General features: G+C 59.9%; 18 protein-coding genes. 8 read left to right on the forward strand and 10 right to left on the reverse strand.

Features of this window, described 5'->3' with window-relative positions; translation table 11 throughout:
* The first annotated feature begins 250 nt into the window (after positions 1 to 250).
* Positions 251 to 841 carry a YceI family protein gene (locus BMZ57_RS09485; protein ID WP_010212292.1) on the forward strand — a complete coding sequence of 197 codons (591 nt, stop codon included), beginning with the start codon at positions 251 to 253 and terminating at the stop codon, positions 839 to 841.
* A gap of 1 nt (position 842) precedes the next feature.
* A complete protein-coding gene (locus tag BMZ57_RS09490; RefSeq protein WP_069672328.1) occupies positions 843 to 2,000 on the forward strand; it encodes a phospholipase D-like domain-containing protein in 1,158 nt (385 codons plus the stop codon).
* Positions 2,001 to 2,130: 130 nt separating this feature from the next.
* On the opposite strand, the gene bglX is transcribed toward BMZ57_RS09490, so the two are convergent.
* Positions 2,131 to 4,422, reverse strand: a complete 2,292-nt coding sequence (gene bglX / locus BMZ57_RS09495; RefSeq protein ID WP_010212288.1) for a beta-glucosidase BglX — start codon at positions 4,420 to 4,422, stop codon at positions 2,131 to 2,133.
* Between the two features lie 238 nt (positions 4,423 to 4,660).
* Here bglX and BMZ57_RS09500 point away from each other — a divergent pair, with 238 nt between their 5' ends.
* The 4 genes from BMZ57_RS09500 (at position 4,661) to BMZ57_RS09515 (ending at position 8,019) form a co-directional block, all read left to right on the forward strand.
* Positions 4,661 to 5,272, forward strand: coding sequence for a LemA family protein (locus BMZ57_RS09500; RefSeq protein WP_010212287.1), 612 nt, complete (start codon positions 4,661 to 4,663; stop codon positions 5,270 to 5,272).
* An 18-nt stretch (positions 5,273 to 5,290) separates the two neighbouring features.
* Positions 5,291 to 6,019 (forward strand): TPM domain-containing protein, encoded by a 729-nt coding sequence (locus BMZ57_RS29990; protein WP_010212285.1) that lies wholly within the window; start codon positions 5,291 to 5,293, stop codon positions 6,017 to 6,019.
* A gap of 28 nt (positions 6,020 to 6,047) precedes the next feature.
* Positions 6,048 to 6,671 carry a TPM domain-containing protein gene (locus BMZ57_RS09510; RefSeq protein ID WP_069672327.1) on the forward strand — a complete coding sequence of 208 codons (624 nt, stop codon included), beginning with the start codon at positions 6,048 to 6,050 and terminating at the stop codon, positions 6,669 to 6,671.
* 130 nt (positions 6,672 to 6,801) lie between these two features.
* Positions 6,802 to 8,019, forward strand: a complete 1,218-nt coding sequence (locus BMZ57_RS09515) for a class I SAM-dependent methyltransferase (RefSeq protein ID WP_010212281.1) — start codon at positions 6,802 to 6,804, stop codon at positions 8,017 to 8,019.
* A gap of 13 nt (positions 8,020 to 8,032) precedes the next feature.
* On the opposite strand, the gene BMZ57_RS09520 is transcribed toward BMZ57_RS09515, so the two are convergent.
* From BMZ57_RS09520 to BMZ57_RS09545, 6 genes are all read right to left on the reverse strand, one after another.
* Entirely contained in the window at positions 8,033 to 8,932 is a 900-nt protein-coding gene (locus tag BMZ57_RS09520; RefSeq protein WP_021492366.1) for a DMT family transporter, read from the reverse strand.
* A 220-nt stretch (positions 8,933 to 9,152) separates the two neighbouring features.
* Complete coding sequence (locus BMZ57_RS09525; protein ID WP_010212279.1) at positions 9,153 to 11,711, reverse strand: TonB-dependent receptor; 2,559 nt, start codon at positions 11,709 to 11,711, stop codon at positions 9,153 to 9,155.
* A 128-nt stretch (positions 11,712 to 11,839) separates the two neighbouring features.
* Positions 11,840 to 12,811 (reverse strand): FecR family protein, encoded by a 972-nt coding sequence (locus BMZ57_RS09530; RefSeq protein WP_044286750.1) that lies wholly within the window; start codon positions 12,809 to 12,811, stop codon positions 11,840 to 11,842.
* A complete protein-coding gene (locus BMZ57_RS09535) occupies positions 12,808 to 13,347 on the reverse strand; it encodes an RNA polymerase sigma factor (protein WP_010212277.1) in 540 nt (179 codons plus the stop codon). The genes BMZ57_RS09530 and BMZ57_RS09535 overlap by 4 nt, the downstream gene beginning before the upstream one ends.
* Before the next feature lie 200 nt (positions 13,348 to 13,547).
* Positions 13,548 to 14,420: a dihydrodipicolinate synthase family protein gene (locus tag BMZ57_RS09540; protein WP_010212276.1), complete on the reverse strand. Its 873-nt coding sequence runs from the start codon at positions 14,418 to 14,420 to the stop codon at positions 13,548 to 13,550.
* Positions 14,421 to 14,448: 28 nt separating this feature from the next.
* Positions 14,449 to 15,231, reverse strand: a complete 783-nt coding sequence (locus BMZ57_RS09545; RefSeq protein ID WP_069672326.1) for an aldolase — start codon at positions 15,229 to 15,231, stop codon at positions 14,449 to 14,451.
* A 105-nt stretch (positions 15,232 to 15,336) separates the two neighbouring features.
* Here BMZ57_RS09545 and BMZ57_RS09550 point away from each other — a divergent pair, with 105 nt between their 5' ends.
* Positions 15,337 to 15,864, forward strand: a complete 528-nt coding sequence (locus tag BMZ57_RS09550) for a helix-turn-helix domain-containing protein (RefSeq protein ID WP_010212274.1) — start codon at positions 15,337 to 15,339, stop codon at positions 15,862 to 15,864.
* Positions 15,865 to 16,003: 139 nt separating this feature from the next.
* On the opposite strand, the gene BMZ57_RS09555 is transcribed toward BMZ57_RS09550, so the two are convergent.
* Entirely contained in the window at positions 16,004 to 17,020 is a 1,017-nt protein-coding gene (locus tag BMZ57_RS09555) for a DUF4917 family protein (RefSeq protein ID WP_010212273.1), read from the reverse strand.
* 123 nt (positions 17,021 to 17,143) lie between these two features.
* Between BMZ57_RS09555 and yiaY the strand changes: the two genes are divergently transcribed.
* Positions 17,144 to 18,292, forward strand: a complete 1,149-nt coding sequence (gene yiaY, locus BMZ57_RS09560) for an L-threonine dehydrogenase (protein WP_010212271.1) — start codon at positions 17,144 to 17,146, stop codon at positions 18,290 to 18,292.
* Here the strand turns inward: yiaY and BMZ57_RS09565 are convergent.
* The gene (locus tag BMZ57_RS09565) at positions 18,259 to 19,446 is read right to left on the reverse strand and encodes an MFS transporter (RefSeq protein ID WP_010212270.1); all 1,188 of its coding nucleotides are present in this window, start codon (positions 19,444 to 19,446) and stop codon (positions 18,259 to 18,261) included. The genes yiaY and BMZ57_RS09565 overlap by 34 nt on opposite strands.
* 103 nt (positions 19,447 to 19,549) lie before the next feature.
* Entirely contained in the window at positions 19,550 to 20,776 is a 1,227-nt protein-coding gene (locus BMZ57_RS09570; protein WP_069672325.1) for an aminotransferase class I/II-fold pyridoxal phosphate-dependent enzyme, read from the reverse strand.
* Between the last annotated feature and the right edge of the window lie 169 nt (positions 20,777 to 20,945).

Consider the following 20,945-nt stretch of genomic DNA (forward strand, 5'->3'; position numbering starts at 1 on the left):
CACGATTCCAAGCGTGGGGGGGGCAGCTGTACGCAGGTTGGAATCCGAGAAGAAGCAACTCGGCAGGCACAAGGCCTCCCACGTACAGTCGCCATAAAGCACAAACAGCAGGCACAAAAAAGCGCCGACTAATTGTTTGACGACGCTGTAGCGTTCTTTCCCGGGATTCCACGCCCGCTCATCACAGACTTTGCTTCCGCTCCAATGGACGGTTAAGGTTCGTTCAGGTTTTTCGCCCCGCGAGTTTTCAATGTTCAACGCTTCTGTGATCAAACCCCTGGCCTTCGCCCTCTTGGCCGCCGCCGCTGTGCCTGCCCATGCCGACTGGTATCTGGATAACGAGTCCTCGCGCCTGTCGTTCGTCACCACCAAGAACACCGAAATCGCCGAAGTGCAGCGCTTCCTGGTGTTGCACGGCAAAGTCGACAGCAAGGGCGCGGCGCAACTGGAGGTGGAGCTGGAGTCGGTCAACAGCGGCGTTCCGCTGCGCGACGAGCGCATGCGCAATCAGTTGTTCGAGATCAAGACGTTTCCAGACGCGCTGATCAACGCGCAGATCAACCTGCAACCGATCAACGATTTGGCCCCTGGTGCGCAATTGGAATTGCGCCTGCCGTTGTCCGTGACCCTGCACGGCAAGACCCAGACCTACAGCGCCGAGCTGCTGGCGACGCGCCTGGATGACCGGCGTTTCCAGGTGGTGACCCTGGAACCGCTGGTGGTGCATGCCGAGGACTTCGACCTGGCGCCGGGCGTGGCAGCGTTGCGCAAGGCGGCGGGGCTCAAGTCGATCAGTCTGTCGGTGCCGGTGGGTGCGGTGCTGATTTTCACGGCGCGCTGACATGAGCGGCGCGGTGTTCCCATGGCGCAGCGCCAACCGTTTCGAATTGCTGATCGATGGGCCGAATTTTTTTCCGCAGATGCTGGTGGGCATTGCCCGCGCCGAGCGGCAGGTCGAGCTGGAGTTGTACCTGGTGGAAGCCGGTGCCTGCGCCGAAGCGATGGTGCAGGCACTGGTCCTCGCCGCTGAACGCGGCGTGCGGGTGCGCTGCCTGTTCGATGATTACGGCAGCCTGGCGTTTACCCTCGGGTTGCGCAAACGCTTGACGGACGCGGGTGTGGAGCTGCGTTTCTACAACCGCCTGAATTGGCGCCGCTGGATGCGCAACCTGTACCGCGATCATCGCAAACTGCTGCTGATCGACCAGGACATGGCCTTTGTGGGCGGCACCGGGGTGACCGATGAATTCTGGACGCCAGGCAACGACAGCGCCGACTGGCATGAAGTCATGGTGCAGATCAGCGGGCCGCTGGTTTTGGACTGGCAGGCGCTGTTCGATCGCCAATGGCATGCCAATGCAGCTCGTCGGGAGTGGAAACCCGCCACCCATTTCGGTTTGCCGCGGTTGCCCAAGGTGCCGGCGACGGGCCCCGGCCTGGGTCGGGTGGCCTATGCCGATGCCCGCCAGCACCGCGATATCCTGCAATCGCTGATCCGCGCCTTGAACAGCAGCCAGCAGCGTATCTGGCTGGCCACACCGTACTTCCTGCCGACCTGGAGCGTGCGCCGTGCCTTGCGCCGTGCCGCCGGGCGCGGCGTCGACGTGCGTTTGTTGCTCACCGGCCCGCGCACCGATCACCCGTCCGTGCGTTACGCCGGCCACCGTTATTACCCGCGCTTGCTGCGTTCGTGCGTGCAGATCTTTGAATACCAGCCGTGCTTCCTGCACTTGAAAATGGTGCTGGTGGACGATTGGGTAAGCATCGGCTCGTGCAACTTTGATCACTGGAATTTGCGCTTCAACCTGGAAGCCAACCTGGAAGCGCTGGACCCGGCATTGACCGAGGCCGTGGCGGACAGTTTCGAACGGGATTTTGCCCAGAGCCAGGCGGTCAGCCTGGAGGCGTGGAAGTCGCGGCCGTTGTGGCGGCGGGTGAAGCAGCGGGTGTGGGGCTGGATTGATCGGTTGGTGGTCAACTTGCTCGACCGACGCGGCTAATCAGGTCAACTCGATCGAAATGTGGGAGCGGGCTTGCTCGCGAAGGCTGCGTGTCAGTTACTAAAATCAGCGACTGATCCACCGCATTCGCGAGCACGCCCGCTCCCACATGTTCTGACCGCGTCAGGCGTTAGAGCAGTTCGAAGGTCTGCTGCTGCACATCCTGGGAATCCAACCCGATCTGCACATTGAACTCACCCGGCTCTGCCGCGAATTTGAGCTGGGTATTGTAGAACTTCAAGTCCTCCTCGGTGATGGTGAAGTGCAGCGTGCGCTCTTCACCCGCCTTGAGCATGACCTTCTGGAAGTTCTTCAGCTCCTTGATCGGGCGGATCATCGAGCCGGCCACGTCTTGGATGTACAGCTGGACGACGGTTTCCCCATCCACCTTGCCGGTGTTTTTCACGGTGACACTGGCATCGAGCTTGCCGGTCTTGTTCAGCGTGGTGGACGACAGCGCCATGTCCGACAGGCTGAACGTGGTGTAGCTCAAGCCATATCCGAACGGGAACAGCGGCCCGGTGGTGTCATCGAAGTACTGCGAGGTGTAGTTGCCCGGCTTGCCTGGGGTGAACGGCCGGCCGATGGTCAGGTGGTTGTAGTAGGTGGGAATCTGCCCCACCGAGCGTGGGAAGGTGATCGGCAGCTTGCCTGACGGGTTGTAGTCACCAAACAGCACGTCGGCAATCGCGTTGCCGCCTTCGGTGCCGGCGAACCAGGTTTCCAGGATCGCGTCGGCCTGTTGGTTCTCTTCGAGGATCGACAGTGGACGGCCGTTCATCAGCACCAACACCAGCGGCTTGCCGGTAGCCTTCAGGGCCTTGATCAGGTCGCGCTGGCTCTGCGGGATGTTCAGGTCGGTGCGGCTCGAGGATTCGTGGGACATGCCACGGGACTCACCCACGGCGGCGACCACCACATCGGCCTCCTTGGCGGCCTTGACCGCTTCGTCGATCATCACCTGGGCAGGGCGGGTGTCATCCACCACTTCAGGGGCATCGAAGTTGAGGAAGTTCAGGTAGTCGACCACGGCCTTATCCTGGGTGATGTTGGCGCCACGGGCATAGATGATCTTGCCTTTTTCGCCAATCACCGCGTTGAGGCCGTCGAGCAGGGTGACCGATTGTTCCGGTTTGCCGGCAGCGGCCCAACTGCCCATCATGTCGATCGGCGCCTTGGCCAGCGGGCCGACCAGGGCGATGGTCGCTGATTTTTTCAGCGGCAGGGTGTTGTTCTGGTTTTTCAGCAGCACCAGGCTGCGGCGCGCGATGTCGCGGGCTTCTGCGCGGTGCAGGCGGCTTTCGGCGTAGGTGTCGGCCGGGTCGTCCTCGGCTTTGCCGATACGCAGGTAGGGGTCCTTGAACAGGCCCATGTCGTACTTGGCGCCGAGCACTTCGCGAACGGCGTTATCAATGTCGCTCTGTTCGATCTCGCCGGACTTGAGCAGCCCCGGCAATTCCTTGCCGTACAGCGAGTCGTTCATGCTCATGTCGATGCCGGCCTTGATTGCCAGCTTGGCGGCTTCGCGCCCATCCTTGGCCACGCCGTGCTTGATCAGTTCGAAGATTGCGCCATGGTCGCTCACGGCCAGGCCCTTGAAGCCCCAGTCCTTGCGCAGCAGGTCGTTCATCAGCCAGGTGTTGGCGGTGGCGGGTACGCCGTTGATCGAGTTCAGCGCCACCATCACGCCGCCGGAACCGGCCTTGATCGCCGCGTGGTACGGCGGCAGGTAGTCCTGGTACATCTTGACCGGGCTCATGTCGACCACGTTGTAATCGCGGCCGCCTTCCACCGCGCCGTACAGGGCGAAGTGCTTGACGCTGGCCATGATGCTGTCGGCATTCGCGGGGCTCACGCCCTGGAACGCCTTGACCATCACTTCGGCAATGCGCGAGACCAGGTAGGTGTCTTCACCGAAGCCCTCGGACGTACGACCCCAGCGTGGGTCGCGGGAGATGTCGACCATCGGCGCGAAGGTGATGTCGAGGCTGTCGGCGGCGGCTTCCTGGGCGGCGATCCGCCCGGAGCGGCCGATGGCGTCCATGTCCCAGCTGGAGGCAAGCGCCAGGCTGATCGGGAAAATTGTGCGGTGGCCGTGGATCACGTCGTAGGCGAAGAACATCGGGATCTTCAGGCGGCTGCGCATGGCCGCGTCCTGCATCGGACGGTTTTCCGGGCGGGTGATGGAGTTGAACGTGCCGCCGATGCGACCGGCGGCGATTTCCTTGCGGATCAGCTCACGGGGCATCTCGGGGCCGATGCTGATCAGGCGCAATTGGCCGATCTTTTCATCCAGGGTCATCTGCTTGAGCAGGTCGCTGACGAAGGCGTCCTTGTCTTTAAGCGCAGCAGGCTTTGTTTCTGCCCAGACGGGATGGGTGGCCAGAGTGGCAACAAGGCCGAGCAAACACAGCTTCTTCATGAATATCCTTTTTCGGCTCACTGCACAGCAATTACGCTGATCGGCCAAAATGTGGGGAGCGTCTATTGTTGTTCGGGTGTTGTTCAGATAAATGCAGCACACTCTGAACTCTTTTTCGCGCTGGGCATCTTTGTAGCTGATTGGTTCGATGCATTCCAGTGGTGGCGGATTATGCCCCAAGCGCGCGGTGTATAGGGTTAGTCGTAACATTCCATCAAGATTGGGCAGGAGAAACACCATGCAAGCAGCACAAGGTTACCGCTGGGGCTTGAAAGCCGCGGCGCTGCTATTGATCAGCACAGTGCTGAGCGGTTGTGGCATCAATAACATCCCGACCCTGGACGAACAGGCCAAAGCCGCCTGGGGTCAGGTGCAAAACCAATACCAACGCCGCGCCGACCTGATCCCCAACCTGGTGGAAGTGGTCAAGGGCTACGCTGCCCATGAGCAGGACACCCTCACCGCCGTGATTGAAGCACGGGCCAAGGCCACCTCGATCCAAGTGGATGCGAGCACCCTCGACAATCCGGAAAAACTCAAGCAGTTCCAACAGGCCCAGGACGGTTTGAGCGGTGCACTCAGCCGCTTGATGGTGGTGTCCGAGCGGTACCCGGACCTGAAGGCCAACCAGAACTTCCTGGCCCTGCAATCCCAGCTTGAAGGCACTGAAAACCGTATCGCCGTGGCCCGCCGCGACTTTATCCAGGCAGTGCAGGCCTACAACACCGAGATCCGCACCTTCCCGGGCCGCCTGTGGCACAGCGTGATGTACAGCGACTTGCCGATCCGCGCCACGTTTGAAGCCACCAGCGCCGATGCCGATAAAGCGCCGCAAGTGAAGTTCAAATAAGGCTGCACTGAGGTGTCGATGCGTTTATTACGGATAGGCCTGGCGCTGTGGTTGTTGGCCTGCGTGGGCGTGGCCCAGGCGGCGCTGAGCTTCCCGGCGTTGAGCGGGCGGGTGGTGGACACCGCCCAGATGATCGACCCGGCGGTGCGCGAGCAGATTACCCAGCAATTGCAGGCACTGGAGCAAACCCGTGGCGACCAGATCGTGGTGGTCACGGTGCCAGACCTGCAGGGCGTGCCCATTGAGGATTACGGTTATCAACTCGGCCGCCAATGGGGCATCGGCCAGAAGGGCAAGGATAACGGCGCGCTGTTGATCGTCGCCCGGGATGAGCGCAAATTGCGCATCGAAGTCGGCTATGGCCTCGAAGGCACGCTGACCGATGCGCAGTCCTGGGTGATCATCAACCAAGTGATCGCGCCTAAGTTCAAGGCCGGTAATTACAGCCAGGGCATCAGCGACGGCGTTTCGGCGATGGTGCAGGTGGTGGGCGGCGAGCCGCTGGCCGTGCCGGCGCATGTGGCGGATGCCAACTTTGCCAAGGATAATCCCGGGTTTTCCATTGGCCTGTTTATCCTGCTGATCGGCGTGTTGTGGCTGTGCAATCGCATGGGGCTGCCGGTGGGCGCTATCTTGCTGGCGATTCTCAGCAGCAGCGGCCGTGGCGGTGGTGGCGGGGGCGGCGGTGGTGGTTTCCGGGGCGGCGGTGGCGGCTTTGGCGGCGGCGGGGCTTCAGGCGGCTGGTGATGATAATAATGAGAGAGCAACGACAACCATGGCATTACTGACTGAACACGAGCAGCGCCAAGTCGCGGAAGCGATCGCCCGCGTCGAGAAAACCACCGACGCGGAACTGGTGACCGTGTTGGCCGCCCGCGCCGACGACTACGCCTACATCCCACTGTTGTGGGCCAGCCTGATCGCGTTGGTGGTGCCCGGTGTGGTGCATTACCTGTCGGGTTACCTGACCATGTACACCTTGTTGCTGGCGCAATGGGCGACATTCATCGTGTTGTGCCTGGTGTTCCGCCTGCCCAAGGTCACCACGCGGTTGATCCCCCGTTCGGTGCGCCACTGGCGTGCGTCCAACCTGGCGCGGCGGCAGTTCCTGGAGCAGAACCTGCACCACACGCTGGGCAGCACCGGCGTTCTGATCTTTGTCAGCGAGGCAGAGCGGTACGTGGAGATCCTGGTGGATGACGGCATTTCCAAACGCCTGGATGACAGCAGCTGGGATGTGATCGTCAAGGCGTTTACCCAGCAGGTGAAACAGGGGCAGACACTGGCTGGGTTTATCAGTTGCATCGAGGCCTGTGGCGAGTTGTTGAAGGTGCATGTGCCGGTGACGCAGACGCAGACGCGTAACGAACTGCCGAATCGATTGGTCGTACTCGAGTAATCCAGACAGTGCAGTTCTAAATGTGGGTTTTGTGTCGGCAATACACTGACCGTTAGTCAAATAACCCCGTGCCCTGAACCGCTATCCCCCCTAAAATGCCCGGCATTCCCTGCCCGAGGCGTTTTAGTTCATGTCTGTCACCGCTCAACCTGCCCGTCCTGCGCCGGATCATCATGCCCAGTTCGTCGAACTGCTCAGCGCAAGCCTCGCGCAGAACGCCTTTATCAAGCTGGTGCTGGCCAAGTACGTCGGTGAGGAAGCCGAGTTGCAGCGGCTGATCATCAAGCCGGTCACGGTCAAGGAACAGGCGTGCCTGTCCTTCGTCTACCGCTACAAGACCCGCGACATCACCAAGAACTTCCTGCTGGCGGAAGGTGTGGCGGCGATTGCCGAGTTGCTGCCAACCTCGTTCAAGAATGCGCACCTGCTGTCGCTGACTGACGAAGCCCAGTTGGAATACAGCAAAAAGAACAAAAGCTCACTGTTCAAAAGCAAGCCGCAGCAACTGCGTGAAGCGCCGTCGGCTGAACATAACCGTGAGAAGAATCGATTCCTCGATCTGAGCCGACCCTTTCTCGCCGACCTGGGCGTGACCGACGCCAAGCAGGCGCTGATCCCGTCGATGTCGCGCAAGTGGAAGCAGATCAACAAGTTCATCGAAGTGTTCAGCCATGCGCTCACCTCGTCACCCTTGAAGCTGGACCAGCCGGTGCGCGTCGCCGACTTCGGCTCGGGCAAGGGCTACCTGACCTTTGCCATTCACGACTACCTGCGCAACACCCTCAAGGCCGAAGGCGAAGTGACCGGCGTCGAGCTGCGCGAAGACATGGTGACCCTCTGCAACACCGCCGCCGCCCGCCTGGAGCATCCGGGGCTGGTGTTCAAATGCGGTGATGTGCGCAGCGTGGCGCCCAGCGAGCTGGACGTGATGATCGCCCTGCATGCCTGCGACATTGCCACGGACTACGCGATCCACACCGGCATCCGTTCCGGCGCGTCGATCATCATGTGCTCGCCGTGCTGCCACAAGCAGATCCGCCTGCAGATCCAGAGCCCGGCGCTGCTCAAGCCGATGCTGCAATACGGCCTGCACCTGGGCCAGCAGGCGGAAATGGTCACCGACAGCTTGCGTGCGTTGTTCCTCGAAGCCTGTGGTTATGAGACCAAGGTGTTCGAGTTCATCTCACTGGAGCACACCAACAAGAACAAGATGATTCTTGCGGTCAAACGCGCCGAGCCTGTGGACAACGCGCAGTTGCTGGAGAAAATCCAGGAGCTCAAGGCCTTCTACCACATCACCGAACACTGCCTGGAAACCCTGCTGCGCGCGGATGGCTACCTGGCCTGAAGCACGATTCGATTTAAAGAGCGGCAGCCTTGGGGGCTGGCGCAGGCTGCACCGCCGTCTTGCGCCCCAGCATCACCGTCACGATCACCCCACACGCAAACAGCCAGGTAATCGGCTCGATGTGTTCACCAAAGAACAGCGCCGAAAACGCGATGGTGAAGAAGATCTGCAACAGCTGGATCTGGCTGACTCGCGCAATCCCGCCCATGGCCAACCCGGCGTACCAGGCGAAGAACCCGAGGAATTGCGAAAACAGCGACACGTAGCCGAATGCCCACCAGGCGCGCATGGAAATCGCGCCTTGATGCTGCGCCGCCAGGTACCACACCGGCCCGATCAGCACGGGCGTCGACAGCACCAGCGCCCAGCAGATCACCTGCCAGCCGCCCATTTCCTTGGCCAGTCGGCCGCCTTCTGCGTAACCCAGCCCACCCACGGCAATCGCGCCCAGCATCAGCAAATCACCCGCCTGGATACTGCCGGCGCCGGTGATCAACGCATAACTCAATACCAACCCACTGCCCAGTGCCGCACAGGCCCAAAAGGCTTTCGACGGTCGTTCATGGGACAGCCACGCCGCGTACAGCGCCACGCACAGCGGTTGCAGGCCGTTGACCAGTGCGCCATGGGATGCCGGCAGGGTCTGCATGGCCCACGCTGACAGCACCGGGAAACCCAGGATCACGCCCGCGATCACCAGGCACAGCCCACGCACCTGACGCCAGGTCGGCCAGCGTTCGCGACGCCACAGCAACAGCGCCGCCGCCGGGATCGCCGCGAACAACGCACGGCCCAGGCCGTTGAGTAACGGATGGATTTCCTGCACCACGATGCGGGTGAAGGGCAGGGTCAGGCTGAAGATGATGACGCCCAGCAGGCCGAGGGCCATGCCGGTGTTTTCGCGCGAGCTCATGGAGAAGAACCGAATCTAGAGGGCTTCAAGGGAAGCCCATCTAGCCACATCCCTCACCGATCAAGGGTCTACAGCTGCGTGCGGATTTATCCGTACAGTTGCTGTCGGGTGGGAGCTGTCGAGCGTTCGCGAGGCTGCGATGGGCGCACCGCAGTTTTACGCAAAAAACGCGTCGCCTGCCTTGCGGGCACGCCCGGCTCCCACAACGGCCGTGCCCGTTTTAGAAGAAGCGCGTGACGCTGATCTTCGCGTCGCGGCCTTTGGTGTAGGCGCGGTCGCCACTCAGGGCCGGGCGGAAGTTGTTGTTGAACACGTTGTCCACGGTGAAGTTCACCTCGGTGCCTTTCAGGTAGGCCTGTTGTGGTTTCCATTTGGCGAACAGGCCCTGAGTGTTGTAGCGCTTGTTGCCGTACTGGTCGTAGAACAGGTCGCCCACGCCGCTGCCCGGGCCGCCGGAATAGTTGTCGCTGGGCAAACGGGAGGTCGCGCCGATGAACTGGCCGGTCCAGCCGACCTGGGCATCCCAGGCGGGAATATGGGTGCCAAGCACCAACACCCATTTGGTCGGCGGGATATCCCGTGCCGCCACATCCGGACCCCAGGGGTTGGTGTAGGCGCCTTCATGATCACCCTTGGCATAGGCGAACGACACCGAGCCGAACAGGTAGGTGGAATTGTAGAAAGATTCGAGCTCGAAGCCCTTGATGGTCAGGCCACCGATGTTGCGATAGTTGGACAGGGCGCCCGGCGGGCAAGCCGTGGAGATGCTGCCGCCGTTAATGGCCTGGTTCTGGCAGCCGACGCCTGTAGCCTTGAAGATTTCGTCTTCGACTTTGTTGTGGAAGAAGGTGGTGCGCAGTTGCAGGTTGTCGTCGTGGGCGATCAGGTTGTCGAAGCTGCTGACGCTGCCCACGCTGATCGAGGTGATGCGTTCCGGGTCGAGGTCGACACTGGTGGCGGTGCGGCTGCCCAGGCCTTGGACTTCGTACTGTTCGTCGATCACTGGCGCGCGCCAGGTCTTGCTCCAGTTGGCGAACAGCCCGAGGTTCGGGTTGACGGTCCAGAACACTGCCAGGCGCGGCGACCAGCCGGTGTAGGTGCGGTCGCTGTAGTCGTGGCCAATGGACGGATCGGGGTTGCTGTAGTACGGCGCATCGTTGGCTTCGCCGCGGTTGCGGACGTGGTCGTAGCGCATCGATGGCGTGATGGTGACGTCGCCCAGGGTCACCGCATCCTGCACGAAGAAACTGTTGGTATCGACTTTGCCGTGGGGCATGAAGCCCGGCTGGAAATGCCCGTAGTTGTAGCGCGGGGTGTTGTAGGTGGTACCCGGCATCCACATCTCGGTCTCGCGGATGTGCTTGCGGATCTGCCCGCCCACGGTGACGGCATGTTGCAACGGGCCAGTGTCAAACAAGCTGACGTTGCGCACGTCGAGGTTTTTGTCGGTGTAGGCGGTGTCCATTTTGCGCCCGCCGGTGGCCAGTTGAAAAAATGCCGTGGCGTCGCGTTCGTCGGTCTGGTCGGTGTTGGACTGGGAGTATTTGACGGTCAGGTCCACCAGCGGGTTATCCACGGGTGTGTATTCGTATTTGCCCGACCAAGTGGTGTCGACCGTGTCGCGATGGGCCAGAAAACGCTTCAGCGCTGCTTCGTAGCCATAGCGGTCAATGTTGGCCTGGGTGGGCGGCGTCGGGTAGCTGGCCGCTGAGAACGGCGTCCAGCGGTTGCTGTGTGACCGCGAGTAGGACAAGCCAACGGCGTGCTCTTCGGTGAAGTGGGCGTTGACCTTGAACAGCTTGCCGTCGACATTCTGGGCGGAGTTCGGCAGGCGCTGAGGGTTGATTGGGTACTGATTGTTTTCGTTGGGCAGTTTGGCGGCGACCTTCATGTCGTCACCGTCGCGTTGGGTCAGGTAGGCCAATGCGTCGAAACGACCATCGTCGGTACGTCCGAACACGGCGCTGCTGTAGACCTGCTCATGGTCGTTGCTGGAGTAACCGTATTTGAGCATCGCGCCACTGTTGCGACCGTCCTTGAGCAGGTCGGGGGCATCCTTGGTGGTCATGTTGACCGTACCGCCAAACCCGCCGTTGCCGGTGAAGGGGGAGTTGGGGCCTTTCTCCACCTCGATGCTTTTGATCAGCTCGGGCTCGATGAAGACTGTGCCTTGCTGATAGCGCTCAAAGCCGCTCTTGGTGGCCCCATCGACGGTCAGAGGTACGTCTTCGGCATCACCGAACCCGCGAATATTGATGGTCTGGCCGCCAGGTTTCAGCGAGCCGCCCTGGCTAACGCCCGGCAGGGTCTGCAGCAGGCTGGGGATGTTATTGGACTGGTAACGGTCGATGTCTTCCTGGCTCAGGGTGGAGCGGCCGACGGTGCTGGAATTGACCTCGGTACCTGTGCCGATCACGCTCAGAGCGTCCAATTGGATCACGCCGCTCTGGGTGGTGGTGCCTTCATCGGGGCGCACGACGTAGGTGCTGCCGACCTTGATCAAGGTGAGCTCACCGTTTTTCAGCAGGGTGCGAATCGCCACTTCCGGCGTGAAGTTGCCGTTGAGTGCCGGCGCCTGCACGTTCTTGAGCAGTTCTTCATCGAACAACAGCTGGATTTTCGCCTGCTGCGCCACCTGGCTCAAGGATGTCGCCAGCGGCTGCGCCGGCAGTTGCAGCGTGAGCGACTCGGCCTGTGCATTGAGGCTGAATACCAGGCAGCTAGCGATGAGCGTCGGTCGAAAGAACAGGTGCGAAGCGTGGCAAGGCGCGCGAAACATGAAATCCCCCGGTGTGGCCAAATGGCCGAAAAGGTGTACGTATCGAACTCAGACCGGAGGAAGACGGGGCTGGCGGAAAAATCCACACCCGCGAATGCAAAATATTCTCAAATAAGAATTCTGTCGGGTTATTTGCTCGGTTCGATGCGTACGATGCCATCTGCCGACGTCACGGTTTTGACCGGCAACAGCGCAGGCAGGGCGTTGAGCAGGGCGTCGGGATCATTCACATCCAGATTGCCCGAGACCTTCAGGTGCGCCACGGCGTTGCTGACCTGCAACGGTGCCTGGGGGCGGTACAGGCTCAGCTCATCGATCAGGCTGGCGAGGTCGCGGTTGCGAAACGACAGGTGACCGCTGCGCCAGTCGGCAACCTCTCCGGCGGTGAGCGTTTGCTGCTGTACCGTGCCCTTGGCGTAACTGAAGATCGCGCGTTGCTGGGCGCCCAGCAGGGTGACCGGGATTTTTGCATCAGGCTCGAACGCGACCTGGCCATGGGCGACGCTGACCACCAGTTGCTGTTGGCTGCGCCGCACATCGAAGCCGGTGCCGACCACGCGGATATTGGCCTCGCCCGCTTGCACGAACAGCGGCCGTTCTTTGTCGGCGGCCACTTCGAGGTACAGCTGGCCCTTGTCCAGGTGCACGATGCGCTGGTGCGCGGTGAAATCCACGCGCACGCGGGTGTTGGCATTTACATACACGCTGCTGCCATCGGGCAGGTTGAGCGTGCGCATGCCTTTGGCGTGGGCTGCGACCTGGGTGTGATACAGCTCACGGGGCGCGCCGAGGTGGGGGGCCATTACCGCGCACAACAACGCGGCCGCCACGGCCAGGGCTGGGCGCCACACCGACGGTTTGCGTTTGGGCAGTGCCGTGGGCTTGTTCAGTTGCTGCAGCTGGGCCAGGTCTGACCACAGTTGCTCGAATTCGGCATAGGCGCGGGCATGGGCGGGCTCGGCTTGCCAGGCGGCAAAGGCCTTGCGGTCGGCACGCCCCACGTCATTATTGCGGTTGCGGGCAAACCAGCTGGCGGCTTGGGCATCGATGGAGTCACTGTCCTTGATGTCCAGCAAGTCGGTGTCGCTCAGGCGGTTCATTCTGGCTGCTCCGTGCCGGGTTCGTGTTGAAGGCGTCGCTTGCAATGCAGCAGGGCAAAAGCGATGTGCTTTTCCACCATGCTGGTCGATATGCCCATGCGCTCGGCGATCTGCGCCTGGCTCAAGCCTTCGAAGCGGTGCAGCATAAGGGCTTCTCGCCGGCGGGGCGAGAGTTCGGCGAGGACTTCTTTCAACTGTTCCAGGCGTTGCAGGCGTTGCACGGCGGCCATGGGATCGTTTTGCTCGTCGGTGGCAGGCTCGGCGTCCATGTCGGCCTGATCAGAGTGGACGGTGTGCCGTACCTTCTGTTTGCGCCAGTGATCACGCAGCAGGTTGCGCGCCATCTGGAACAGAAACGCCCGTGGCTGCTCGACCTTGGCGCGGTCGCGGTAGTCCAGCCACTGAGTGAAGACATCCTGGGTCATGTCCGCGGCGTCGCTGGCGTTGTCTGTGCGCTTGCGCAGGAAATACAGAATATCTGTATAGAACCCGCGAAAGGCATCGGCCGACAGCAGGTCGGGCTTGGGACGAGACATGGATATCCTTCTTGACGAAGCACGACTTGGAGAAAGTCGCGAATGGTATCGAGAACCATTGTCATTTGTCTCTATTTTACGGATGTACCCAGTAAAAAATGTGGGAGCGGGCTTGCTCGCGAAAGCGGTGTGTCAGTCGATTTATCCATTGACTGGCGCACTGCATTCGCGAGCAAGCCCGCTCCCACAGGGAGTCGTGGTTAGCGCAGTAATGTTTTCAGTTGTTCGATCCCCACTTCACCCAGCGGGAACACCGGCAACCGAGGATCACCGGCTTCCAATCCGGTCAACCGCAGCCCGGCTTTGATTGTGGCTGGCAATCCACCCTTGAGGATGAAGTCCAGCAACGGCAACTGGCGGTAAAACACTTCCCGCGCCTGGGTCAGGTCATTCGCCAATACCGCCTCATATAACGCCAGATTGAGCTCTGGGATCAGGTTCGGCGCCGCCGTGCACCAACCCTTGGCGCCCGCCGCGAAGGCTTCCAGCGCCAAGGGGTTGCAGCCGTTGTAGAACGGCACGTCGCTCTGGCGATGCAGGTGGTGCATGCGCTGGATATCCCCGGTGCTCTCCTTGACCATGGTCACGTTGGGGACCTGCTTGATGATGCGCAGGATCAGGTCCACCGACATGTCCGTGCCACTGGTGGCCGGGTTGTTGTAGAGCATGATCGGTACGCCGATGCTGTCGCCGATCGCGGCGTAGTGGGCGAGGATTTCCGCTTCGCTGAGTTTCCAGTAAGACGTCGGCAGCACCATCACCACATCGGCGCCATTGGCTTCGGCGTAGCGGGCGCGGCGTACGGCTTTGGCGGTGGTGAGGTCGGATACGCTGACGATGGTCGGCACGCGACGGGCGATTTTTGCCAGGCTGTAGGCGCTGACTTCGTCCCACTCGGCGTCGCTCAAGTACGCACCTTCACCGGTGCTGCCCAGTGGCGCAATGGCGTGCACACCCCCCTCGATCAGGCGGTCGATGGAGCGACCCAGTGTGTTGAGGTCAATGCGTTGGCCGTCGGTGCTGAACGGGGTGATGGTGTAGCCGATGATGCCGTGAATGTTAGGGCTGGACATGGAAAATCTCCGGTCGGAAAAGGGCAATTCAGTTCAGGCAATCGGCGTGTTGACGCAGGTTCTGCCGGGCGTAGTAGTTGAACGCGGCGCCATGGCGCTTGGGTCGGGAGATCCAGTCGTGGGCCTCGCGTCCCTGCTCCGGCAGGATCGGCTTGATGGTGCCGGCCGACATCGCCAGCAACTGCAATTTGGCCGCGCGCTCGATCAACTGCGCGATCACGCAGGCCTCCTCAATGCTCGCCCCGGTGGACAACTGACCGTGGTGCGAAAGCAGGATCGCGCGTTTGTCACCCAGTGCCGTGGTAATGATTTCGCCTTCTTCATTGCCCACCGGTACGCCCGGCCAAGCCTCCAGGAAGGCGCAGTCTTCGTACAGCGGGCAAAGGTCCATATGGGACACCTGCAGCGGCACTTCCAGCATCGACAGCGCGGCGATATGGGTGGGATGAGTGTGGATGATGCAGTTTACGTCCGGCCGCCCACGGTAGACCCAGCTGTGAAAACGGTTGGCGGGGTTGGGGATGCCGTGGCCTTCCAGTACTTCAAGATCCTCGTTTACCAGCAACAGGTTGCTGGCGGTGATCTCATCAAAACCCAGGCCCAATTGCTGAGTGTAATAGGTGCCCTGTTCCGGCCCGCGCGCGGTGATCTGCCCGGCGAGGCCAGAGTCGTGGCCGTTCTCGAACAGGATGCGGCAAGTGAGCGCCAGCTTTTGCCGGTCAGTCCACGTATTATCTGCCAGGGTGTTTTGCATCTGGACGAGTGCTTGCTTGACCAGTTGGTCTTTTGGGAGTGCTAATGTCTTGGCCATATCGGGTGTCCTGGGTGGCTGCTAATGACACTAATGATGCTATATGACACTTTGTGTCATTGGCAAGCACAGCTCATCGCTTACTGCATGGATAAATCGCAGCGCATGTCTATCCGTTTGAAATTATTGAGAAAAAAACTTGGTGTTACTTTGGAAGCCCTGGCTGAAAAGTCCGGGATGACCAAGAGTTACCTGTCCAAGGTGGAGCGCGGGCTCAACACGCCTTCGATTGCCGCCGCGCTGAAGCTGGCCAAGGCGCTGAACGTGAAGGTCGAAGAGCTGTTCAGCGAAGACAGCGTCAGCCTCGACAGCTACAGCCTGGTGCGCAGCCATGAACGGCCTGACACGTCACCCGGTTATGCGGTGCTGGCCCATCAGGTCAGTGAACGCAGCCTGCTGCCGTTCATCATCTATCCGCCGGCGGAGTTCACCGACAAGACCTTCAAGGAGCATCTGGGGGAAGAGTTTCTGTTTGTGCACGAAGGCCAGGTGGAGGTGGATTTCATGAACGAACGGGTGATCCTGGAGCGTGGCGATGCGCTGCACTTCAATGCGCAGAAGCCCCATCGGCTGCGTTCGGTGGGGGATGTGCAGGCGCAATTGCTGGTGGTGGTGCACAGCGCGGAAGACTGACGTCGCGCTGGCCTTGTGAACGCGGTCAATGTGGGAGTGGGCTTGCCTGCGATAGCATCACCTCGATTCAGCTGACAGACGGAGGTGCCTGTATCGCAGGCAAGCCAGCTCCCACAATGGATCGAAGTCGCACAAAAAATCAGCGTTCGACAGGCACTGACAGCGCAGGATGACCCAATGGATGCGTCCGCGCCGCAAAGAACTTCAGTGCCACGCCAGTCCCATCGAACAATTCCGAATACCGCCGCTTCTGCTGGCGGATGAACCCATCACTGCGCCCCGACACCGAGATCGCCAGCGTCGTCACGTTGGCCTGGCGAATCGCATCCACCAGGTGTTTATCCTGTGGGCCCAACTCATGCCCGAAGATGCACAGCGCCCCTTCGTGGCTCAGCAACTGCTCATAGCAGAACGACAAATAATCCGAACTGCGGATGGTCTTGAGCTTCTCTTCCACCTTGCCCTCACTGACGAACAGCGGCACATCATCAAGGGTCTTGATCGTGTTGTTGATCGCAAAACTGCTGAGCAAGGTGCTGTCGGTGGTCGGCAATTTGCGTGCGGTGCCATCGAGGTTGCGCACCAGGTGCAGGCCGCCGTGCAGGTAGAGGATGCGCGTGGTATCGGTGCGGGTATTGCGCAGGTCGAAGCTGGCGTCGGCGCTGCGAAACAGGTCGTCGATGCCTGGTGTGTGCAGGATCGCCCAATAGTTGAGCAAGTCGTAGTTGCTGGTGAACACGGTGGCGTAATGCTTCAACTCATCGTTGATCGTCGCCAGCGTCGACGGCTGCACCAGGCGCCACGGGATATGCACCGCGTGGATGGTATTGATCAAGGCTTCCTTGATCGCGTAATAACGATTGCGCGGCGCCGCTGAGCTGACGGCCAGGGCTTTGTTGACCCGGCTGGTGGTCTTCAACGCGCCCAGGGCTTGCTCGAAGCTGCGGGTTTGCAGGGCGTCGAACACGCTGAGTTCGGATTGGCTGAGGGGTTTTTCTTCGACTGTACGGGCGTTTTCGAACAGCGAGTCGTAGGCAAAGTCTTCCCAAATCGTACGGCTCGCGCCATTGCCGATCAGAATCCCGCTGAAGTCGGTGCTGCTGCGCACTGCGCTCCAGTCTTCAAGGTGGGCGTCAATATCCTGGAAATCCTTCATTGCGGCGGGTCTACTCGAAATCGGCTGAGCGGTGACTTTATCACGGGTCGACGTTGATCCTGATCAAGATGCCGCAGAGGGCGCAGGTTGATGCTGTAGGTATAAAGCCTCTGAGGATTCGCCATGAGCAGCACCTTCTTCATCCCCGCCGTCAACATCATGGGCACCGACTGCCTCGACGAAGCCATGATCGCCATCCGCAACTATGGTTTTCGCAAGGCGCTGATCGTCACTGACGCCGGCCTGGCCAAGGCGGGCGTTGCGAGCATGATCGCCGAGAAACTGGCGATGCAGGACATCGACTCGGTGATCTACGATGGCGCCAAGCCCAACCCCAACGTTGAAAACGTCGAAAAAGGCCTGACCCTGTTGCAGGAAAGCGCCTGTGATTTCGTGGTGTCCCTGGGCGGCGGCTCACCCCATGACTGCGCCAAGGGGATCGCCCTGTGCGCGACCAACGGCGGGCATATCGGCGACTACGAAGGCGTCGACCAGTCCAGCAAACCGCAACTGCCCCTGGTGGCCATCAACACCACCGCCGGCACCGCCAGCGAGATGACCCGTTTCTGCATCATTACCGACGAAACCCGCCATGTGAAAATGGCCATCGTCGACCGCAACGTCACGCCGCTGCTGTCGGTCAACGACCCAAGCCTGATGGTCGGCATGCCCAAGGGCCTCACCGCCGCCACCGGCATGGACGCGCTGACTCATGCCATCGAAGCCTACGTGTCCACCGCCGCCAATCCGATCACCGACGCTTGCGCGATCAAGGCCATCGAACTGATCAGCGCCAACCTGCGCCTGGCGGTACGCGATGGCAGCGACAAAGCCGCGCGGGAGAATATGGCCTATGCGCAATTCCTCGCCGGCATGGCCTTCAACAACGCGTCCCTGGGTTTTGTGCACGCCATGGCGCACCAGTTGGGCGGTTTCTACGACCTGCCGCACGGCGTGTGCAACGCGGTGTTGCTGCCCCACGTGCAAAGCTTCAACGCCAGCGTCAGCGCCAAACGCCTGAGCGACGTAGGCCGCGCTTTGGGCGCCGACGTCAAGGGTTTCAGCGACGAAGAGGGCGCCCAGGCCGCCATCGCCGCGATTCGTAGCCTGGCCCATGACGTTGAGATTCCCGCCGGATTGCGCGAGCTGGGTGCCAAGTTGCAGGACATTCCATTGCTGGCGACCAACGCACTGAAGGATGCCTGCGGACTGACCAACCCTCGGCGGGCGGATCAACGTCAGATTGAGGAGATCTTCCGCAGCGCGTTTTGATCTGCCCGGCAGCGGGCGACGCACACCCACGCGGCGCCCGCCAACGCCATACATAAAGCCGCCAACGACCATGCCTGCTGACTCACTAGCAGGCTCGCCATACCGCCAATCAACGCCGCCATGAGTTGGTGCATGAAACCGCTCAACGCCATGGCGTAGGAACCACTCACCGGCGACTCATCGTTGGCCACGGACAAACTGATTGGGTAACTCATCGACTGCCCCAGCACTGCCACGCAATACGGCAGCCACAACAAGATGGCGAGCCCGCCAGCAAACACACTGCCTAAAAGCATCACTGCCGTTCCTGTCAGCAACAGGGCTACGCCCCAGCCCATCATCGTTAATCGACCCGAGCGCGCCACAAAGCGGTTGACCATCAATGCCCCCGCCAGATAAGCCGCGCTGATTGGCCAACCCAACCCACCATATTGCGCCGCGCTCCACTCGAAACGCCCTTGCAGTATCAACGGTGCACAGGTGTTGAAGGCAATGATCACCCCATAACCCAGGCCACCGGCCAAGGCTGGGTACAGAAACGGTGGATGCCGCACGATCGTGGCATAGATGCGCCAGGCGGATAGAGACTCGTCAGCTTTCACCAGTGCCGGGAACATCACCCGCTGCAACACCAGCATCAACCCGAGCGCGCCAATCGCCAACCCGTAGAAGATCGCCTCCCAGCCCAAGATCACCTGCAACAACGAACCTGCGAATTGGCCGATACCCAAGGCAATCACAAAGGTCATGCCCAGCCACGACAAACCCTTTGCCAGCAAAGCACCGCTGAAACTATCACGCACCAATACTCGCGCCATCACCGAAACACCGCCCGCGCCCAGCCCTTGAACCAGCCGCAATGCCAGGAACGCTTCAACGTTGAACGCTGAAGGGATTGCTGCACTCGCCAACGCATACACGGCAAGCGCTGCCAACAGCACAGGCTTGCGCCCAAAGCGTTCGCTCAGGTGGCCCCACAACAACATCGGCAAAGCCATGCCGACCAAGTAGATCGCTAGGGCCAGCGCGACGTGGCCTTCGGCGGCGGGGAGGGAACGTGCGATTGCTGGCACGGCGGGCAGGTAGCTGCTGATTCCGACTTGGGCGAGGAAGGCGGCACTGCAGGCTAGGGTGAGGGTGGTCGAGTTTTTCAAGAATGGGCATCCGTCATTGCGAGTGTTGAGCAAGTCATCGAAAACCCAACTGTTAGAACGAGCCGCATTGTTAGAAACTCTGAATTATTGGAAAGCACAAAGATTAAAGGTCGATTTTATTTTCTTCTATCAGACTCATGAGCCTTGAGCAAAATGAAAGTATTGTTTCATGGGCCATGTCCGCTCGGAGCGTTACGCGAATTGCCGCGTTCCCTCGGGGCACCACGGGGAAAAACACGGCCGAAGTGAAGAAGCCACTGTTAGCGAGTTGTGCAGCGATTATGTTCGCTTTTTCCGCCTCGCCACAGGGTATCAAACGGATAGCAGTGCGCGTACCTTGCTGCTCCGTCTCTATAAGGCTGTCAAATAGCTGTATGTTGGCGAGGAGCCTTTCCTGGAGTATAAGTAACTCATTCGTTTGATGGATTTTTATAGAGGCTAGGCCTGCGCCGATAGAGGCGGAATTTAAACTTTGGGACCAGTTGCTAGGACCGCCGTATCGATACATGAGGCTCTTTTGTTTTTCACTACCAAACATCACTAATCCTCCGCTGGCACCGAATGACTTGCCGAGAGACGCGACAATCAAAGTTTGATCGTCTAGCGATTGAAAGTGTGGTCGGATGAATCCTCTTCCTTTCTCTCCAAATGCAGATAAAGCGTGAGAGTCGTCCAGATAAAGAAATAGCCCATACCGCGATTTAAGATAGAGCAAGCTGTCAATATCCGCTTTTCCACCCATGCTGTAGATGCCGTCTGCTATGTAAGCGACGTGTTTGCGCTTCTTACATAAGTCTTCAATAAAACATATGTCATTGTGAGGTGCGGTTGTTACTTCTGTCTCATCTGCACAGGAAGCTTTAATATGGTTCATCGAATAATGAGAGTGTTTGTCGAATACCATTGTCGGGGGCGTGTTATCAGTGAAGGCGCCACTAGCAAGTAAGGGCAATAAGCCGGCACTGGCTGCACTGCAGGACAAGGTGCTTAGACATGTTGAGTTGAATAGAGTTGATAGCGTTGTTTCGTATTGCTCAAGTATGTCTAGCTTGCATCGATTTTTTGAATTTGCGATTCGTAATGTCTTAGCGGTCGTTATGCCTTGGATCGCGCCTTCCAATATTTGTGGGTGGTAGTCAAGACCAAGATATGAGGTGGTGCAGAAGTGGTGAAGGTCTCGTCCATATTGGTCAGTAAAATAGTTGGGTTTCTTTACGGTTGCATTAAGTTCACAAATTCGTCCGGTTTTGGCTGATTGCCAGTCTTTATCAGAGAGCGCGATTATCTTTTTGTGGTTTGAGAATTTATGTGTGACTTGTGGGGTTTCCATTTTTTCGTCCTTGGAGGTGATGGGCGGAAACAGTAACGGGAAAAGTTTTGAAGGTTAAGTCAGGCGCTTCCTATACGATCAATGCCAGGCGAATATTTTAGTGTGAGTAATTTCCTACGAGGTTTAATGGCAAATCAATGTTTGCGTCTATGTAGCAATGGGGGCGAGG

It is taken from the genome of Pseudomonas simiae, from assembly GCF_900111895.1.
GTDB classification, from domain to species: Bacteria; Pseudomonadota; Gammaproteobacteria; order Pseudomonadales; family Pseudomonadaceae; genus Aquipseudomonas; species Aquipseudomonas simiae.